The organism is Nonomuraea sp. NPDC000554 (assembly GCF_040300065.1).
Taxonomy (GTDB): domain Bacteria; phylum Actinomycetota; class Actinomycetes; order Streptosporangiales; family Streptosporangiaceae; genus Nonomuraea.
This window is the reverse complement of the sequence record NZ_JBEPDC010000002.1, coordinates 84,305-102,055: the sequence shown is the minus strand read 5'-3', so window position 1 is coordinate 102,055 and position 17,751 is coordinate 84,305. Positions and strand designations below refer to the sequence as shown.

The following is a 17,751-nucleotide window of genomic DNA, read 5'->3' as shown; positions in this document are numbered from 1 at the left end:
AAGGTCAGGTATGACTTTCGACGGACTGGGCGACAGGATGGGGCGCATGGTTGCTGAAGGTGCACTTCTCTGGGAACCGACCGAAGAGATCGTCGCGCGTGCCAGGCTGACTCGCTACCTGGAGTCGCTCGGCCGGGCAGGGTCGAGTTACGAGGAGGTGTGGCGGTGGTCCGTCGACAGTCCAGCGGAGTTCTGGACGTCGATCTGGCACCACTTCGACGTGATCGGAGAGCTTGGTGACGGGCCCGTCATCACTGGGACGATGCCCACGGCCGATTGGTTCACCGGAACGACGCTCAACTACGCGGAGAACGCGCTCCGTCGCACCGAGGGCACCGCGCTGGTCTTCGTCTCCGAGGACGGCGCCCGCCAGGAGATGTCGCACGCCGAGCTGCGCGAGGAGGTGGCCCGGGTCCGGGCGGGGCTGGTGCGGCTCGGCGTCCAGCGCGGCGACCGGGTGGCGGGCTACCTGCCCAACATCCCGCAGGCGCTGATCGCCTTCCTGGCCACCGCGTCCCTGGGCGCCATCTGGTCGGCGGGCTCGCCCGACTTCGGCGTTCCGAGCATCGTCGACCGGTTCAGGCAGATCGAGCCGAAGGTGCTGATCGCGGTCGACGGCTACCACTACAACGGCAAGAGCTACGACCGGTCGGCGGCCGTCAACGAGATCGCCGCCGAGCTGCCGACGCTCCGCGCCACCGTCTGGATCCCGTACCTGGCGGCCGTCGAGGAGGGCCGCGCCCCGCAGCAGGCGGAACCTACCCCGAACAACGCCGCCGACGTCCCGCACGGCGACGTGATCGGCTGGGAGGGGCTGCGGGCCGAGGAGGGCCCGCTGGAGTTCGAGCGGGTCCCGTTCGGCCACCCGCTGTGGATCCTCTACTCCAGCGGGACGACCGGGCTGCCCAAACCGATCGTGCACGGCCACGGCGGGGTCGTCCTGGAGCACCTCAAGTCCCTCTCCTTCCACCAGGACCTCGGCGAGGGGGACGTGTTCTTCTGGTACACCACCACGGGCTGGATGATGTGGAACTACCTCATCGGGGCCCTGCTCGTCGGGGCCGTCTCCGTGCTGTACGACGGCTCGGCCACCTACCCCTCGGCCGCCGCGCTCTGGCGGATCGCCGACACCGAAGGGGTGACCTACTTCGGCGTCGGCGCGCCCTACATCATGGCCTCGCTCAAGGCCGGGATCCGTCCGCCGGAACTGGCCCGGCTGCGGGGGGTCGGCTCGACCGGGTCGCCGCTGCCGCCCGAGGGGTTCGCCTGGGTGAGCGCCGAGCTGCCCGGCGTCCCGCTCGGCTCGTTCTCCGGCGGCACGGACGTGTGCACCGGCTTCGTCGGCGCGACCCCGCTCCACCCGATCAGGGCGGGCATCATCCCGTGCCGGTCGCTCGGGGCGAAGGTGGAGTCGTTCGACCCCGCCGGTCAGCCGGTCGTCGGCGAGGTGGGGGAGCTGGTGCTCACCCAGCCGACGCCGTCCATGCCGGTCATGTTCTGGAACGACCCCGACGGTGAGCGGTACCGCGACAGCTACTTCGACGTCTACCCCGGCGTGTGGCGGCACGGCGACTGGCTCAAGCTGAACCCCGACGGGAGCTGCGTGATCTACGGCCGGTCCGACTCGACGCTGAACCGGGGCGGCGTCCGGATGGGCACCAGCGAGTTCTACCGTGTCGTCGAGCGGTTCGAGGAGATCGCCGACAGTCTCGTCATCGACACCGGCCAGCTCGGGCAGGAGGGGAGACTGCTGCTCTACGTCACCCTCGCCGAAGGCGCGGCGCTCACCGACCCGCTGGCCGACGCGCTGCGGGCGGCGCTGCGCGAGGAGCTGTCACCCCGGCACGTGCCGAACGAGATCGTGGCCGTGCCCGGCATCCCGCGCACCCTGTCGGGCAAGAAGCTGGAGGTGCCGGTCCGCAAGATCCTCCTCGGGACCCCGGTCGAGCAGGCGGCCAACCCCGACGCGATGGCCAACCCCGAGGTGCTGGAGTACTTCAAGCCCTGATCGGGACGTTCGTGATCGTGCGGCTTGGCCTGCGGTGACGGGGCGCCCAACTCCGCTGAGCTCGGGCAAGGGCGGTCAGAACTCGGCCGCGCTATAGTGCGCCTCATGGCTTTGCTCCCGGATTAGGTCGGTCGCGGCGACCCGACCCCTGTCCTTCCGGCCTGAATCCTGGAGCTTCGTCATGTCCCGCCCGTCTACGGCGGTGGGCTATCGTGCCCTCCTGCTCGTGCCCGGAGTCGCCCGCGCCTTCGCCGCGGCCTCCCTGGCCCGTCTCTCGTACGCGATCGTCTCCCTCGCCTTCCTGCTCACCACCCTGCGGGCCACCGGCTCGTACGCGGTGGCCGGCCTCGCCCTCGGCGCGTTCGGCGCTGTCGGCGTCGTCGCGCCGCTCAAGTCCCGGCTGGTCGATCGGCGCGGGCCGCGCCGCGTGCTGCCCGCGCTGGCGGCGGCGTACGTGACCGCCCTGCTCGCGACCGTCGCCGCCGCCTACGCCCAGGTCGGGGAGCCGGCCGTGTACGTCGCCGCGGCGCTGGCGGCGGGGCTGGCCGCGCCGCCGGTCGGGCCGTCGATGCGGGCCATCTGGGCGGAGCTCGTCCCGGAACTGGACGCCCGGCAGCGCGCCTACGCCCTGGACGCGGCCGTGGAAGAGGTGCTCTTCGCCGGCGGCCCGGCCCTGGTCGGCGTGATCGTCATGTGGTCCGACGCCCGCGCGGCCCTGATCCTGAGCGCCGCTCTCGCCCTGGCCGGCACCGTCGGTCTGGCCCTCTCCCCGGCGGCGGGCGCCCGCGTCAGGCCCACGAGTCCCGCCAGGTCGAGCCTGGTGGGGCCGCTGCGCTCGCGGGACCTGCGCACGCTCGTCGGTGCCGTCATGGGGTTCGGGCTCGGCCTGGGCCAGGTCGAGGTGGCGGTCGCGGCCAGGGCGGAACAGGCCGGGCAGCCCGGCGCCACCGGCTACCTGCTCGCGGGCCTGGCCGCGGGCAGCGCCGTCGGCGGCCTCGTCTGGGGACGCCTCGCCCACCGCCGCCGGACCTCGACGTACCTGATCGGACTGGCCCTCGTCCTGGCGGCGGGTTCGGCCGGCGCCGCCGTGATGCCGGCCCTGCCGGGCCTGGGCGCGGTCCTGTTCGCCATGGGCGCCGCGGTGGCGCCGACACTGGTGATCGCCTGGCTGGTGGCCGACAGGCTGGTGCCGGACGCGGAACGGGTCGAGGCGAGCACCTGGATCAACACGGCGAGCAACATCGGGACCTCGCTCGGCACGGCGCTCGCCGGGTTCGCCGTCGAGCGCGCGTCCGCCGCGACGCCGCTGCTGCTCGGAGCGGGGGCCTTCGCCCTGACCGCCGCCTTCGTGGCGGTCGCCGGGCGCCGGCTTTAATGGTTCGACGGGCGGGCGGCCAACCGGAAACAATGCGCAACCATGCGTAACTGGCCGCTTTTCCAGCTCTCCATCACCACGCCCCGCCTCGAACTCCGCTACCCGTCGCTCGACGACCTGGACGAACTGGGCGACCGGGCGGCCGAGGGCATCCACGAGGCGGGGTTCATGCCCTTCGCGGTGCCGTGGTCGGAGACCGAGCCCGCCGAACGGGCCAGACGGACGATCCAGTACCACTTCCGGCAGTGGTCCGAGTTCACCCCGGAGAAGTGGTCGGTCGACTTCGTGGTGGTCTTCGAGGGCCAGGTGATCGGGATGCAGGGCATGGTGGCTGACGACTTTCCCGTCCTGCGCACGGTCAGGACGGGCTCATGGCTGGGCCGGCGTTTCCAGGGCAAGGGCATCGGCACCGAGATGCGCGCCGCCGCCCTGCACTTCGCCTTCGCCGGGCTGGGGGCGGAGTGGGCGGCCACGGACGCGTTCGAGGACAACCACGCCTCGCTCGCCGTGACCAGGAAGCTCGGCTACCACGACGACGGATTCGCCCTGCTCAACCGCCAGGGCGAGCCGGCCGTCAACCGCCGCTTCCGCCTTCCGCGCGCCGGCTGGACCCCCGCCGAGGGCGTCGAGATCCACCACCTGGACGCCTGCCTGCCGCTGTTCGGGCTTCCCACGCCGTCGCCTTGACCTGGAGTGCGCTCCAATTCATAGCATCGAACCCATGACAACGCCGCAACACAAGATCGGATCAGGGTTCGGATACAGGAGCACCGCCGAGGACGTCCTGCGCGGGATCGACCTGTCAGGAAAGCTGGCGATCGTCACCGGCGGCTACTCCGGTCTGGGCCTGGAGACCACCCGCGCGCTGGCCCGTGCCGGAGCGCACGTGGTCGTCCCCGCGCGGCGGCCCGCGACCGCCGAGGAGGCGGTCGCGGGCCTCGCCGAGGTGGCCGAGCTCGACCTCGCGGACCTTGGGAGCGTCCGCGACTTCGCCGAGCGTTTCCTCGCCTCCGGCCGGCGGATCGACATGATGATCAACAACGCCGGGATCATGGCGGCCCCCCTGACCCGGGTGGGCCCCGGCTGGGAGGCCCAGTTCGCGACCAACCACCTCGGCCACTACGCGCTGGTCAACCGGCTCTGGCCGGCCATCGCGCACGAGGGGGCGCGGGTGGTCTCCGTGTCGTCCTTCGGCCACCGCCGCTCGGGCATCCGCTGGGACGACGTCCACTTCGAGCACGGCTACGACAAGTGGGAGGCCTACGGGCAGGCGAAGACGGCCAACGTGCTGTTCGCCGTCCACCTCGACGCGCTCGGCCGCGACTCGGGGGTGCGGGCGTTCTCGCTGCACCCCGGCGGCATCCTCACCCCGCTGCAGCGGTTCCTCCCCAAGGAGGAGATGATCGCCAACGGCTGGATCGACGAGGCGGGCAACCCCGCGAACGCCGACTTCAAGACGCCCGAGCAGGGCGCGGCGACCCAGGTGTGGGCGGCGACGTCCCCGCAGCTCGCCGGCGTGGGCGGCGTCTACTGCGAGGACTGCGACATCGCCGAGCCCGCCGCCGAGGACGGCTCGTCGACCGGCGGCGTGTACGCGCACGCGACCGACCCCGAGCAGGCCGCCCGCCTGTGGCGGCTGTCCGCCGAGCTCACCGGCGTCGACGCGTTCGCCTGAGTCAGACCCCCTGGGGGAGGCGGAACAAGCGGTCCGGGTCGTAGGTGGCCTTCACCTCGGCCAGGCGGGCGGCGTTCTGCCCGTAGTAGGCCGAACGCCAGTTCGTCAGGTCCGGGTCGAGGTAGTTCACGTAGGCGTGGTCGCCGAGGTAGGGGCGCAGGTCCGCGTGGATGCCGCGCAGCCAGGTCCGGTCCGTGCCCTTGGAGTAGTACTGGACGCTGAACAGCGCACCGCGGTGCGGGAAGGCCGTGGCGTCGGGCCCGACGCGGCCGACCGCGCCGCCGAGGGCGTCCAGGAGCACCGTGTGCCCCCCGGCGCGGGCCACCCCCGCCACCAGCGCCTGCACCCCGGCGGCCGGCAGCTTCTGGTACGCCATGTGGGACTTGGCCGCGAAGGTGTCCCTGACCAGGCGGCCGTCGGGGGTCTGGCCGGGTAGGTGGCACTGCGAGACCGACATCGTCGAGCAGCCGCCCATGATCTGCATCGCGTGCTGGTACGAGCTCGGCCTGACATACCGGGACGAGGTGGGCCCGATCCGGGCGACGAGCGGGGCGAGGAGCCGGTTCAGTTCCTTCTCGCCCCCCAGGTACATCCCGCCGATCTGGACGTCGAGGCCGCGGTCGCGCGACAGGTGCAGCGTCGACCACAGCGCGTCGGGAGCGGTCGGGGCCCACGACTGCCACGCGCTGACCGCGGCCTCGGCCCTGGCCCAGGGCCAGTGCAGGAAGAAGACGGTGACGTCGCGCGTCGGATGGGTGCGGAAGGTGAAGGAGACGGCGACGCCGAAGTTGCCGCCGCCCCCGCCCCTGCACGCCCAGAACAGGCCCGCGTGATGGTTCGCGTCGCAGGTGAGCAACCGTCCGTCGGCCGTGACGATCCGCACGGACTCCAGGACGTCGCAGGTCAGCCCGTACTTCCTGGACACCACCCCGATGCCGCCGCCCAGGGCCAGGCCGCTCACGCCGACGGTCGGGCAGGAGCCCGCCGGGATGCTCACGCCGTGCCGCCCGAGCTTGTCGTAGACGTCGATGAGCTTGGCGCCCGCGCCCACGGTGGCCCGTCCGGACGCGTAGCCGACGGAGTTCATCCGGGACACGTCGATCACCAGCCCGGTGCCCGTCGACCAGCCGGCGTAGGAGTGACCGCCCGAGCGGGTGGTGACGGGGATGTCGTTCGCGCGGACGAACGCCAGGCAACTGGCGACGTCCGCCGGGGTGGCGCAGTAGGCGACGCCGCCCGGCCTGATCCCGTCGAAGGCCGGGTTGAACAGCCGCCGTGACCGGTCGTAGCCGGCGTCGCCCGGCAGCACCAGCGTGCCCGCCAGCTTGCGGCGCAGCCCCGCCCAGTTGGGCGGCGGCGCGGACAGGACGCCGAGCATCGGTGTGAACGCGGCGATACGGCAGAAGTCCCGGCGGTCCATGGTCGTCTCCCCAAAACGGTCGTGGTGAACCGTTGGTGAGACGACCATGGAGGCCGCCGGGTTGGTCACATGTTGGTCACCGGCTGGGCGCCAGGCGGTGAGCGGGCCGCACGCGGGTGTCACCGCCGGACCGGGCGAGCCGCAGGGCCAGCGCCGGGCACATCTCCACGGCCCTGCGGGCCTCCTTCGCCATCCACGCGGGCACCGGACGGAACGACGGGAAGCCGTAGTCGTCCAGGTCCACGAACTCGGGCAGCAGGTGCGCGCAGAGGCCGTGGCCCTGGCAGCGGGTCCAGTCCACGTCCAGGCGGTAGGCGGGCTCGTCGTCTGTCTCTGGCATCGGCAGGACTCCTCTGATCGGTCGGCCGCATGAGCCGTACTCGAGGTGCAGGGCGATGTCGTTCTCGAACGCGTCCAGCGCGGACAGGACGAAACGGGCGGTGCCGTCGGGGTGGAAGCACGCGCCGCGCCGCTCGACGGCCCGGACGGCGCGCCGCACCGCGTCGGTGGATCCGGTGCCCTCGGCCAGCGCCCGCATCGCGCGGGCCAGGTCCGGCAGGCCCAGCCGGCACGGCCCGCACTGCCCGGCCGACTGCGCGGCCAGGTACGACGTGACCTTCGCCGCCTCGCCGATCGGGCACGTGGACTCGCCGAGCGGCACGATGATCCCGGCGCCCAAGGTGGCGCCGGCCAGCTTCATGCCCTCGCGCGAGATCTCCGCCGTCTTGGCCGTGTCGGTGGGCAGCCAGGCGCCGTGATAGCCGCCCATCAGCACGCCGTCGCCGATCTCCGCCTCGCACAGGTCGAGGACGTGCGCCAGCGGCGTGCCCGCCGGCGCCTCCACGACCGCCCCGTGCGCCGCGCCACCCCCCACGGTGAGCAGCACGGTGCCGGGTTCCTTGCTCGTGCCGACCTCGGCGTAGCGTTCGGGGCCCAGCTCGGCCAGGATGGCGAGCTGGGCGAAGGTCTCGGTGTTCGACAGCAGCGTCGGCAGGCCGTCCACGCCGGACTCGGCGGCCCGCCGCTTCCTGCCGGGCGGCACCGCCTCCAGGCCGTTCACGCCGCGCACCAGCGCGCCGCCCTCGCCGGAGATGAACCGCTCGGGGATGCCGACCACCCGGATCTGGATGTGGCTCTCGGACGCGCCCGCCACCTTGGCGGCCCGCCGCTCGGCCACGGCCGCGGCGATCGACGACTCGCCCACCTCCCCCTGCGCGGTGGCGACGACCACCTCGCGGGCGTGCAACGCCTCGGCCGCCAGGATCGCGCCGTCCAGCACCAGATGCGGGTTGCGGACGAGCAGCATCGCGTCCTTGGAACTGGCCGGTTCGCCCTCGGCGCCGTTGACCAGCACCACGCACTCGCCTGCCGCCGCGGCGTCGGCGACGGCGCGCAGCTTGCGGCCGAACGGGAAGGCGGCGCCGCCGCGCCCGCGCAGGTCCACCTCGTTGACCTCGGACATGAGGGTGTCGAGGTCGCGCGTCGTGGGCTCGCCGTGCAGCGTGCGGTGCGCCGGCAGGTCGAGCCGCCGGGTGTGGTCGAGCCCGGCCGTCAGCCTGGCCGGGCCCAGGCGTAACACGCGGGGCACCCGGTGCGGGATCACGACGCCGCCTTTCCGGACGTCCCTTGCCGCGTCATCCCGCCTCCCGGAACTTCCGCCGCGCCGCGGCCAGGCTGACCGGCGCGCTGACCTCCACCGGACGCTCGACCGGCGCCTCGCTCAGCACCGGCGCGCCCACGGCCTCCGGCACGGCCGTCGACCTCAGGTATGTGGCGACCACGCGGACCAGCAGCGCGGACGCGACCGCTGCCAGGCACGCGAGGTAGGACCAGAGCACCCAGTCGGCCGGTGGGCGGCCGGCGGTCATGCCGTGCGCGATCGAGGCCGGCCAGGCCACGTACACCAGGCTGTGCAGCAGCCGCCACAGCCACGGGGCGCCCCGCTCGGCGAACCGGCCGCGCAGCACGCCGGTCAGCAAGACCACGAGCATCAGGTCGAAGGCGATCGTCCCGAACCCGACGTAGATCCCGGCGACGGGCACCACCACGGCGCCGACCGGAGCGTGCCCCAGGGTGACCATGAACGAGATGTGCGAGACCAGGAAGGCCATGCCGAGCAGCGCGGCACCCCGATGCGCGAACTGCGCCCTGACCCGGTTCGCCGGCGAGAGGAAGACGCGTTCTGTGGTGATCAGGCCGAGCGCGACCGTCGCGGTCAGTGTCACCAGGGCGAACACGCCCAGGTAGAACTCCAGGAAGCCCACTGCCTGGCCGAGCACCCTGGCGCCGCGCTCGGTCCTGGTCAGCGCGAACACCGACAACAGCACGGCGGTGATCGACGTGCTCACCCCAAGCCGGACGTGCCTCGTGTCCAGCTTGCTCGGGGCGTGCCGGGGTTGTCGTCTGTGGAGCATCAATTCCCTCCGAAGGTCGGTTGAGGGTGCGACTCGGGGGGTCGGACCTTCAGCTGCCCCGCCCACCGGCTGGTGAGCGGGGCTCGGACGAGGCCGGGGTCAGCTCAGCAGCGGCGACCCCGGTTGATGCAGTTGACTACGAACGCCATCAGCCGGTCCGGCATCACGTTGGCGAAGTCGCCGTGATCGGTGACCGGGTTGTGCAGCTGCTCCGGGAATGCGTCTACGGCGTACGACGGTCCCTGCGGCACCTGGTAGGTCAGGATCATCTGGAGCTGAGGTATCGCCCTGGTGCCTTGCGGACACGCGCCGCCCTGGTCGGGGAAGACCACGTGCGTGCGGTGATTGGCGCTGTCGGTGTTCTGGCCGTCCCAGCAACTTGGAAACTCAAGGATACGAACGACTTGGGAAAAGCGCGGGCAAAGTGGGTATTTATCGGTGGAAATTCTGTTGGTGAACCCGGTGCACGTCCACTGAGCTCGGGCGTTGGCCCCGCCGTTGGTCGCCGCCTTCGCGTCGCCGGTGAGCAACCTGAGGAACCTGGGCATCGCCACGACCTTCGACTGCGCGTTGCCGCGGAACTCCAGCGTCACCGACCGGGCCCGCACGACCTGGCCGACGTTGCCGTCCGGGTCGGTGTCGTTGGCGTCCACCTTGCGGTCGCGCAGGACCGGCCAGAAGTAGGTGGACTTGTCACCGAACCGACAGGTCGTCCCGGCCGCTGCCAGGCTCTCGTCGGTCGAGAAGCCGTTCGTCGACAGGTTGCCCACGTAGTCGTGCAGGTGGTGGGCGCCGTTGCTGACGCCGGGGGCGACGATGAAGTTGTCCGGGTTGTTGTGCCCGTTGCGGTTCGTGCCGCAGGCGGAGACGAACGTTCCCCTGGAGCCGTTCCGGTCCGCGAAGGTGTCGCGGTTCCCGTTGGCCGGGACCTGGCGGATGTCGACGAAGTCCTTCAGGAACGGTCCCAGGTCGGCGCACTCGTTGTGGTCGTCGCTCGCGGTGGGCGAGGGGGAGGCTGACGGCGTCGGGCGCTGGCCGCGGCCGCGGTTCCTGGTCCGGAAGGACTGGGTCGGGTCGTCCGAGGGGGTGAACTGCTCCTGGTCGGACGGCGGCTGAGTCGGCGCGGCCTGCTCGTCGGGACCCTGCCGCGGATCCTGGAAGCGCTGCTGGTCCTGCGTGCCCTGCTGGTCGCCGATCCGCTGGTCGCCGATCCGCTGGTCGTCGGTCCGCTGGTCGTCGGTCCGCTGTTGACCGTTCCGGTTCTGCTGCTGGCTCTGCTGCTGGTCGCCGTTCTGCTGCTGGTCCTGGCCCTGCTCCTGTCCTTGATCTTGGCCCTGATCTTGGCTTTGGTCCTGGCCCTGGTCCTGTGGCTGCTGTTGCTGGTCCTGCTGCCGTTGCTGCTGGGGGCGTTGTTGCTGCTCCTGGCCCTGCTGGGCCGGGTCGCAGTGGTCGGCCAAGGCCGGACTGACGCCGATGACGGCCGCGGACACCAGCCCGCCCGCCGCCACGGCCAAGGCGGACACGGCCGCGGCCATGCGTCTGGATCTCCTCATGGTTGTCTCCTTGTATCGACCGCCGTCGGGGCGGGTGGAGCGGGTGAGGGAGTCAAGGGCTCGGGTAGCTGGTCGAAGTCGACCAGCTCGGTGGACTCGAGCAGCGTCATGTGCTTCATGACCACCGTCACCGCCTGCTGGGCGAACTTCCTGATCTCGGCGTTGCGGGTGCCCGCCCGCACGTCGGCCACCACGGCGAAGACCTTGCCGTGCGCGGCGCGCAGCAGGTCCGCGAAGTCCTTGTCGAAGGCCTTGCCGTTCTCGGAGGCGAGCTGGGCCAGCCAGCGCTGCTGGTCGGCGTTGGGCTGGTCGGGCAGAGGCACGCCGAACCTGGCCGCGACCGCGCGGGTCGCCACGTCGAGCTTGGTGTGGTCCTCCACCAGGTGCATCCCGACGTTCTTCACCGTCTCGGACTCGCCCCGCTCCTGGGCCCACTGGCCGGCGGGAATCTCCCACAGCCCGGCCTGCCGCACGCGGACGAGCAGATCCCGGTCGCCCGGCCCCAGCGGGCCGGACGACGTACTGGTCCAGTCGATGCTGGCGGTCGTCCCCGCAGGGGGCATGACCAGCAGAATCGCGACCACGGCCGCCAGGGCGAACCCGCCGAAGATGATGATCTCGCCGCGTAAAAGCCTGCGCATGATCGGAGGTACGCGGACATATCCGAGGTGGTTCAGCCAACCCCAGAGATAGTTAGAAATGACTGGAGTTATCGGAGTTGCTCCCCGACTGATAACAAAGGTGTAAAGATGTGCCCCGTGCTAGGTCACCTCGACGGCAGGTTCGAGAGTGCGGATGCCGAGGCCGAGTACCGCATCGCGGTTCTCTACCAGGAGTTCGGCGGCCCTCTGCTGCGCCACGTACGCAAGTCGACCGGAAACGATCTTCAATGGGCGGAGGACGTCGTGCAGGAGACGATCGTCCGTGCCTGGCGTAACTCGGCAAGACTGCAATGGGAACCGAGCCTTATCTGGGCGTGGCTACTGACCGTGGCCCGCCGCATCGTGATTGACGGGCGCCGCAGAAAGAGCGTTCGGCCTCATGAGGTCGAGCCTCCGGAAGTGGACATGCTCGCCGTCCCCGACGGGTCGGAGCGGGCGTTATCGGCGATCGTGGTCGCCGAGGCGTTACGCAGCCTGTCCGAAGAACACCGAGAAGTCATCGAGCAGACTTATCTTAGGGACCGTACGATAAGTGAGGCGGCGGAGATTCTGGGGATCCCGCCCGGCACGGTGAAGTCGAGGCTCTACTACGGGATTCGCGCTCTCCGTGAACAGCTGCGGGGCAAGGGGGTAGCCGGCTGATGCATGAAGAGGTGGCCGCTTACGTCCTTGGCGTCCTCGATGTCGAAGAGCACGAGGCGTTCGAGCGTCACCTCGACCACTGCGAGGATTGCCAGGCTGAGCTCGTGGAACTGGCCGCGGTTCCCGGGCGGCTCGACGAGCTCAGGAGCGTTCCCTCCGCCACCGGAGACGACCCCCGATGACGATGTCACGTTGACGTTCGTGCACTTTTCGGGTGGTATCAAAGCGGTAAGGCGAGTGACCGTCCAGATGGACGGCGGGCAAGGCGGGGGAGGTGCCCGGTGGGGCTAGACGCTGGCGCGGCCGTCCCCCCGAACAGGCGGTTCGGTGAAGAAGGCGGCCGGTTGTTCTACGGCGGCTACCTTCGGTTGCCCGAGCTGCTCGCTCAGCAGCAGCCCCAGTCGGAGGCCCCCGACGAGCTGCTCTTCATCACCGTCCATCAGGTGTACGAGCTCTGGTTCAAGCTTCTGCTGCACGAGCTGGAGGTGGCGCGCGACGCCATGCTCCGCGGCGAGCTGTGGCTGGCCAGGCACCAGTTCAGGCGCGTGCACGCGGTGGAGCGGGTGCTGATCCAGCAGGTAGACGTCCTGGAGACAATGACGCCCCAGGACTTCATGGCGTTCCGCGAGAAGCTGGCTCCCGCCAGCGGGTTCCAGTCGGTGCAGTTCCGCGAGCTTGAGTACCTGTCCGGCCTGAAGGACCCGAGCTACCTGAGCAGGCTGCGGGACGCGAGCGACACCGAAATCGACAGGTTGCGCCGCCGCTTGGACGAGCCCTCCCTGTGGGATGCTTATCTCACCGCCCTCTCCCAGCGTGGCCTGCCGGTCTCCGACGACGAGATCATGGGCTCGCTGCTCACCGTGGCGAGAGACCGCCGGTCACACGACGACCTGTGGCAACTGGCCGAAGACCTGCTGACGCACGACGAGACCGCCGCGCAGTGGCGGGCGCGGCACGTCCAGATGGTCGAGCGGCAGATCGGCACGAAGTCCGGCACAGGCGGCTCGACCGGCGCCCCTTACCTGCGCGGCAGGACGCGCCTGCACTACTTCCCACTGCTGTGGGAGCTGAGAACCTGGCTATGAACAGGTATGGCAAACCCTCACAAAGGAGTGAGAGCGAAATGCCGCTCGACGAGGCCAAGGACGAGCTGCTCCAGAGAGTCGCGCAACAGTGCGCGATGAGCAGCGACCACGTGAGCCCCGATGAAGCGCTGTCCTTTCTGCGGACCTACTACCGGCACACCGCGCCGGAGGATCTGCTCGACCGCAACCCGGTCGACGTGTACGGTCCCGCGATGTCGCAGAGGCAGCTGGCCGAGGTCCGCCCGCAGGGCAGGGCGCTGGTCCGCGTCTACACCCCCACGCTCGACGAGAACGGGTGGGATCCGGGGCGCTCGGTCGTGGAGGTGGTCACCGACGACATGCCGTTCCTGGTCGACTCGGTGACGATGGAGCTCCACCGGTACGACATCGGCATGGACCTGGTGGTCCACCCGCAGATGCGGGTCCGCCGCGACATGACGGGCCGGATGCTGGGCCGCGGCCAGGAGGACGTCACCGGTCAGCTGATGGCCGAGTCGTGGATGCACATCGAGATCGACAGGCAGGCCGAGCCGGGCGTCCTCAAGCAGCTCGAAGCCGATCTGCAGCGGGTGCTGTCGGACGTGCGGCACGCGGTCGAGGACTTCGCGAAGATGCGGGCGCTGGCCGTCCAGACCGCCGAGGACCTGACGCTGAACCCGCCGCCGCTGGAGCCCGCGGAGGTCGAGGACAGCCTCGACCTGCTGCGCTGGCTCGCCGACGGGCACTTCACCTTCCTCGGCTACCGCGAGTACCGCCTGGAGGAGACCGACGAGGGCGACGCGCTGCGCGCGCTGCCCGGCCAGGCGTTCGGCATCCTGCGCCACGACACGATGGGCTCCGAGAGCTTCTCCGTGCTGCCGCCCGAGGTGCGGGCCAAGGCCCGCGAGAAGCGCCTGCTGATCATCACCAAGGCCAACTCGCGGGCGACCGTGCACCGCGCGGCCTACCTCGACTACATCGGGGTGAAGCTGTTCTCGCCGGAGGGCGAGGTGATCGGGGAGCGCCGCTTCCTCGGCCTGTTCACGCACGTCGCCTACAACGAGTCGATCTCCCGCATCCCCGTGCTCAGGCGCAAGCTGGCCGACGTCCTCGACAGGGCCGGGCTCACCGCCGACAGCCACGACGGCAAGGACCTCATCGAGATCCTGGAGACGTTCCCCCGCGACGAGCTGTTCCAGACCTCGCTCGACCAGCTCCTGCCGATCGCGCTGGGCGTGCTGCGGCTGCGCGAGCGCAAGCAGGTCAAGCTGTTCCTGCGGCGCGACGACTACGGCCGCTACATCTCCTGCCTGATCTACCTGCCGCGCGACCGGTACACCACCAAGGTCCGGCTGAAGATGCAGGAGGTGCTGCTCAAGGCGCTGGGCGGCACGGGTCTCGACTACAGCGCGATGATCGGCGAGTCCGCGCTGGCCAGGCTGCACGTCGTGGTGCGCGGCGAGCGGGGCAAGCAGCTTCCCGCGCCGAGCGAGCACGTCGAGGAGCTGGAGGCGCGGCTGGCCGCGGTCACCCGCTCCTGGGAGGACGACCTGGCCGAGGCGATCACCGAGATGACCTCGGAGGAGGAGTCGCCGCAGCTGGTCCGGCGTTACCAGTCGGCCTTCCCGGAGGGCTACAAGGCCGACTTCCCGCCCAAGATGGCCGTGGTCGACCTGCGCCGCCTGGAACAGCTCGACGGCGCCGGGGACGACGAGGTCGAGCTCAACCTGTACGAGCCGTATGACGCCGCAGAGGGGGAGCGGCGGCTGAAGATCTACAAGATCGGCTCGCCCATCTCGCTGTCGCAGGCGCTGCCGCTGATCCAGCGGCTCGGCGTCGAGGTCGTCGACGAGCGTCCGTACGAGATCGACATCGACAACGAGCGAAGCACCAGGAACGCCTGGATCTACGACTTCGGGCTGCGCTACACGCCGTCCGAGGAGGTCGACAGGAACGACTTCAAGCGGCTCTTCCAGGACGGCCTCACCGCCCTGTGGAAGGGGGACGTGCAGGCCGACAACTTCAACTCGCTCATCCTGGTCGCCGGGCTGACCTGGGAGCAGGTCGAGATCCTGCGCGTCTACGCCAAGTACCTGCGCCAGGCGGGCACCACCTACTCCCAGCGTTACATGGAGCGGGTGCTCGCCAACAACGTGCGGCTGGCGCGGCTGCTGGTGCGGCTGTTCGAGGCGCGGCTGGACCCGAGGCGCTCCGACGACGTGCGCGTCGACCTGATGGACGCGCTGCACGAGGAGATCCTGGGCGCCCTGGACGAGGTCGCCTCGCTGGACGAGGACCGGATCCTGCGCGCGTACCTGGAGATGATCCAGGCGACGCTGCGGACGAACTACTTCCAGACCGAGGGCGGCCGTCGCAAGCCGTACATCTCGCTCAAGTTCGACTCGCAGGCGATCAGCGTGCTGCCGCTGCCGCGGCCGAAGTACGAGATCTTCGTGTACTCGCCGCGGGTGGAGGGCGTGCACCTGCGCTTCGGCAACGTGGCCAGGGGCGGGCTGCGCTGGTCGGACCGGATGGAGGACTTCCGGACGGAGATCCTCGGCCTGGTCAAGGCCCAGATGGTGAAAAATACCGTTATCGTGCCCACCGGCTCCAAGGGCGGATTTGTCGTGAAGCGTCCGCCTGCGGGTGGTGGGCGCGAGGAGCTGATGGCCGAAGGCGTCGCCTGCTACCGGACGTTCATCTCCGGCCTGCTGGACGTCACCGACAACCTCGTCGACGGCAAGGTGGCGCCGCCCGCCGACGTCGTCAGGCACGACGGCGACGACCCCTACCTGGTGGTCGCCGCCGACAAGGGCACCGCCACCTTCTCCGACATCGCCAACGGCGTGGCCAAGGAGTACGGCTTCTGGCTGGGCGACGCGTTCGCGTCCGGCGGCTCGATCGGCTACGACCACAAGGCGATGGGCATCACCGCCCGCGGCGCCTGGGAGTCGGTCAAGTACCACTTCCGCACCACCGGCGTGGACGTCCAGACGACCGACTTCACCGTGGCCGGAATCGGCGACATGTCGGGCGACGTCTTCGGCAACGGCATGCTGCTCTCCCAGCACATCCGGCTCGTCGCCGCCTTCGACCACCGCCACATCTTCGTCGACCCCGACCCCGACGCCGCCCGCTCCTTCAGCGAACGGCAGCGGCTGTTCGACCTGCCACGCAGCTCCTGGGCCGACTACGACACCGGGCTCATCTCCCAGGGCGGCGGCGTGTTCGCCCGCACCGCCAAGTCGATCCCGATCACACCGCAGATGCGCGAGGCGCTCGGCATCCCCGCCGGGATCACCTCGCTGGCGCCGAACGACCTGATCAGCGCGATCCTGCGGGCCCCGGTGGACCTGCTGTGGAACGGCGGCATCGGCACGTACGTCAAGGCCACCGCCGAGTCCAACGCGGACGTCGGCGACAAGGCCAACGACGGGCTCCGAGTCAACGCCGCCGAGCTGCGCTGCAAGGTCATCGGCGAGGGCGGCAACCTGGGCTTCACCCAGCTCGCCCGCATCGAGTTCGCGCTCAACGGCGGCCTGGTCAACACCGACTTCATCGACAACTCGGCCGGGGTCGACACCTCCGACCACGAGGTGAACATCAAGATCCTGCTCGACCAGGTCGTCCGCGACGGCGAGCTGACCGACAAGCAGCGCAACCAGGTCTTCACCTCGATGACCGAGGAGGTCTCCGGCCTGGTCCTGCGCGACAACTACGCGCAGAACGTGGTCCTGGCCGCCGCCCGCGCCCAGGCCGTGGACATGCTGCACATCCACGCCCGGTACCTGCGGCGGCTGGAGCGCGACGGGCTGGTCAACAGGGAGCTCGAGTTCCTCCCGTCCGACAAGACGCTCGCCGAGCGCCGCCAGGCCAGGCTCGGGCTGACCGCGCCCGAGTTCTCCGTCCTGCTGGCGTACACCAAGCTGGCGGTGGACCAGGAGGTGCTCGCCTCCGACCTGCCCGACGACCCGTACCTGGCCTCGTGGCTGGTGTCGTACTTCCCGTCGGCGCTGCGCGAGCGGTTCAGGTCGTACATGGACAACCACCCGCTGCGCCGCGAGATCATCACCACCTGCGTGGTGAACGAGATGATCAACTCGATGGGCACGACGTTCGTCTACCGCTTCGGGGAGGAGACCGGCGCGTCGGTGCCCGACATCGTCCGCGCCTACCTCGTCACCCGTGAGGTGTTCGACCTGCCGAGCTTCCACCGGCAGGTGGAGGAGCTCGACAACAAGGTCGACACGGCCACCCAGATCGCCATGCTCCTGGAGGCGCGCAAGCTCGCCGAGCGGGGCACCCGCTGGCTGCTCGGCAACCGCCGGCCGCCGCTGGACCTGGCGGTCTCGGTGAACTTCTTCGTCAAGGGCGTGAACGGCCTGCTCACGCACGTCCCGAAGATGCTCGCCGGCCCGGACCTCGCGGCCTTCGAGGAGCGCCGCGACTCCTTCGTGGCCAGGGACGTCCCGGCGGACCTGGCGGAGCGGGTGGCGGCCATGGTGCCCGCGTACAGCACCTTCGACCTGGTGGAGATCGCGTCGCTGGCGGACCGGCCGGTCAACGAGGTGGCCGAGGTCTACTTCGACCTGGCCGACCGCCTCCAGCTGGCCCGCCTCAGGGAGCGGGTGATCGCGCTGCCGCGCGACAACCGCTGGAACTCCATGGCCCGCTCGGCCCTCAGGGACGACCTGTACGCCGCGCACGCCTCCCTGACCCGGGACGTCCTGGCCCACAGCACCTCGGGCCTGCCTCCGGAGGAGCGCCTGGCCAGCTGGTCGGAGGCCAACTCGGCCGCGGTCCACCGAGCCAGGCAGACGCTGTCGGAGATCTGGGAGAGCGACAACTTCGACCTCGCGACCCTCTCCGTGGCCCTGCGAGCCGTCCGCACACTCGTGTCGGCCAGCAACCTGCCCCACGCGGAGCCCTGACCCGCGG

Annotated in this window: 13 protein-coding genes; 8 read left to right on the top strand and 5 right to left on the bottom strand. The window is 70.5% G+C overall.

The genetic code is table 11. From position 1 onward, the window contains the following. The first annotated feature begins 46 nt into the window (after positions 1 to 46). The 4 genes from ABT294_RS04395 (at position 47) to ABT294_RS04380 (ending at position 5,058) form a co-directional block, all read left to right on the top strand. Complete coding sequence (locus ABT294_RS04395) at positions 47 to 2,008, top strand: acetoacetate--CoA ligase (RefSeq protein WP_350803471.1); 1,962 nt, start codon at positions 47 to 49, stop codon at positions 2,006 to 2,008. A gap of 181 nt (positions 2,009 to 2,189) precedes the next feature. Then, the gene (locus tag ABT294_RS04390; protein WP_350803469.1) at positions 2,190 to 3,383 is read left to right on the top strand and encodes an MFS transporter; all 1,194 of its coding nucleotides are present in this window, start codon (positions 2,190 to 2,192) and stop codon (positions 3,381 to 3,383) included. Positions 3,384 to 3,425: 42 nt separating this feature from the next. Beyond that, positions 3,426 to 4,070, top strand: a complete 645-nt coding sequence (locus ABT294_RS04385; RefSeq protein WP_350803468.1) for a GNAT family N-acetyltransferase — start codon at positions 3,426 to 3,428, stop codon at positions 4,068 to 4,070. A gap of 34 nt (positions 4,071 to 4,104) precedes the next feature. Further along, entirely contained in the window at positions 4,105 to 5,058 is a 954-nt protein-coding gene (locus ABT294_RS04380; protein WP_350803467.1) for an SDR family NAD(P)-dependent oxidoreductase, read from the top strand. A 1-nt stretch (position 5,059) separates the two neighbouring features. On the opposite strand, the gene ABT294_RS04375 is transcribed toward ABT294_RS04380, so the two are convergent. The 5 genes from ABT294_RS04375 to ABT294_RS04355 form a co-directional block, all read right to left on the bottom strand. Next, entirely contained in the window at positions 5,060 to 6,478 is a 1,419-nt protein-coding gene (locus ABT294_RS04375) for an FAD-binding oxidoreductase (protein ID WP_350803465.1), read from the bottom strand. A gap of 76 nt (positions 6,479 to 6,554) precedes the next feature. Continuing rightward, the gene (locus ABT294_RS04370) at positions 6,555 to 8,081 is read right to left on the bottom strand and encodes an NADH-ubiquinone oxidoreductase-F iron-sulfur binding region domain-containing protein (RefSeq protein ID WP_350803464.1); all 1,527 of its coding nucleotides are present in this window, start codon (positions 8,079 to 8,081) and stop codon (positions 6,555 to 6,557) included. Positions 8,082 to 8,112: 31 nt separating this feature from the next. Next, entirely contained in the window at positions 8,113 to 8,892 is a 780-nt protein-coding gene (locus ABT294_RS04365) for a hypothetical protein (RefSeq protein ID WP_350803463.1), read from the bottom strand. 104 nt (positions 8,893 to 8,996) lie between these two features. Further along, the gene (locus ABT294_RS04360; RefSeq protein WP_350803461.1) at positions 8,997 to 10,445 is read right to left on the bottom strand and encodes a DUF1996 domain-containing protein; all 1,449 of its coding nucleotides are present in this window, start codon (positions 10,443 to 10,445) and stop codon (positions 8,997 to 8,999) included. Further along, positions 10,442 to 11,086 carry a DUF4142 domain-containing protein gene (locus tag ABT294_RS04355; RefSeq protein ID WP_350803460.1) on the bottom strand — a complete coding sequence of 215 codons (645 nt, stop codon included), beginning with the start codon at positions 11,084 to 11,086 and terminating at the stop codon, positions 10,442 to 10,444. The genes ABT294_RS04360 and ABT294_RS04355 overlap by 4 nt, the downstream gene beginning before the upstream one ends. Before the next feature lie 108 nt (positions 11,087 to 11,194). On the opposite strand from ABT294_RS04355, the gene ABT294_RS04350 reads away from it, so the two are divergent. From ABT294_RS04350 to ABT294_RS04335, 4 genes are all read left to right on the top strand, one after another. Beyond that, entirely contained in the window at positions 11,195 to 11,749 is a 555-nt protein-coding gene (locus ABT294_RS04350; RefSeq protein ID WP_350803457.1) for a sigma-70 family RNA polymerase sigma factor, read from the top strand. Then, a complete protein-coding gene (locus ABT294_RS04345) occupies positions 11,749 to 11,931 on the top strand; it encodes a zf-HC2 domain-containing protein (protein WP_350803456.1) in 183 nt (60 codons plus the stop codon). Before ABT294_RS04350 ends, ABT294_RS04345 begins: the two co-directional genes overlap by 1 nt. 99 nt (positions 11,932 to 12,030) lie before the next feature. Continuing rightward, a complete protein-coding gene (locus ABT294_RS04340) occupies positions 12,031 to 12,834 on the top strand; it encodes a tryptophan 2,3-dioxygenase (protein WP_350803454.1) in 804 nt (267 codons plus the stop codon). Between the two features lie 38 nt (positions 12,835 to 12,872). Then, complete coding sequence (locus tag ABT294_RS04335; protein ID WP_350803452.1) at positions 12,873 to 17,744, top strand: NAD-glutamate dehydrogenase; 4,872 nt, start codon at positions 12,873 to 12,875, stop codon at positions 17,742 to 17,744. The last annotated feature ends 7 nt before the right edge of the window (positions 17,745 to 17,751 follow it).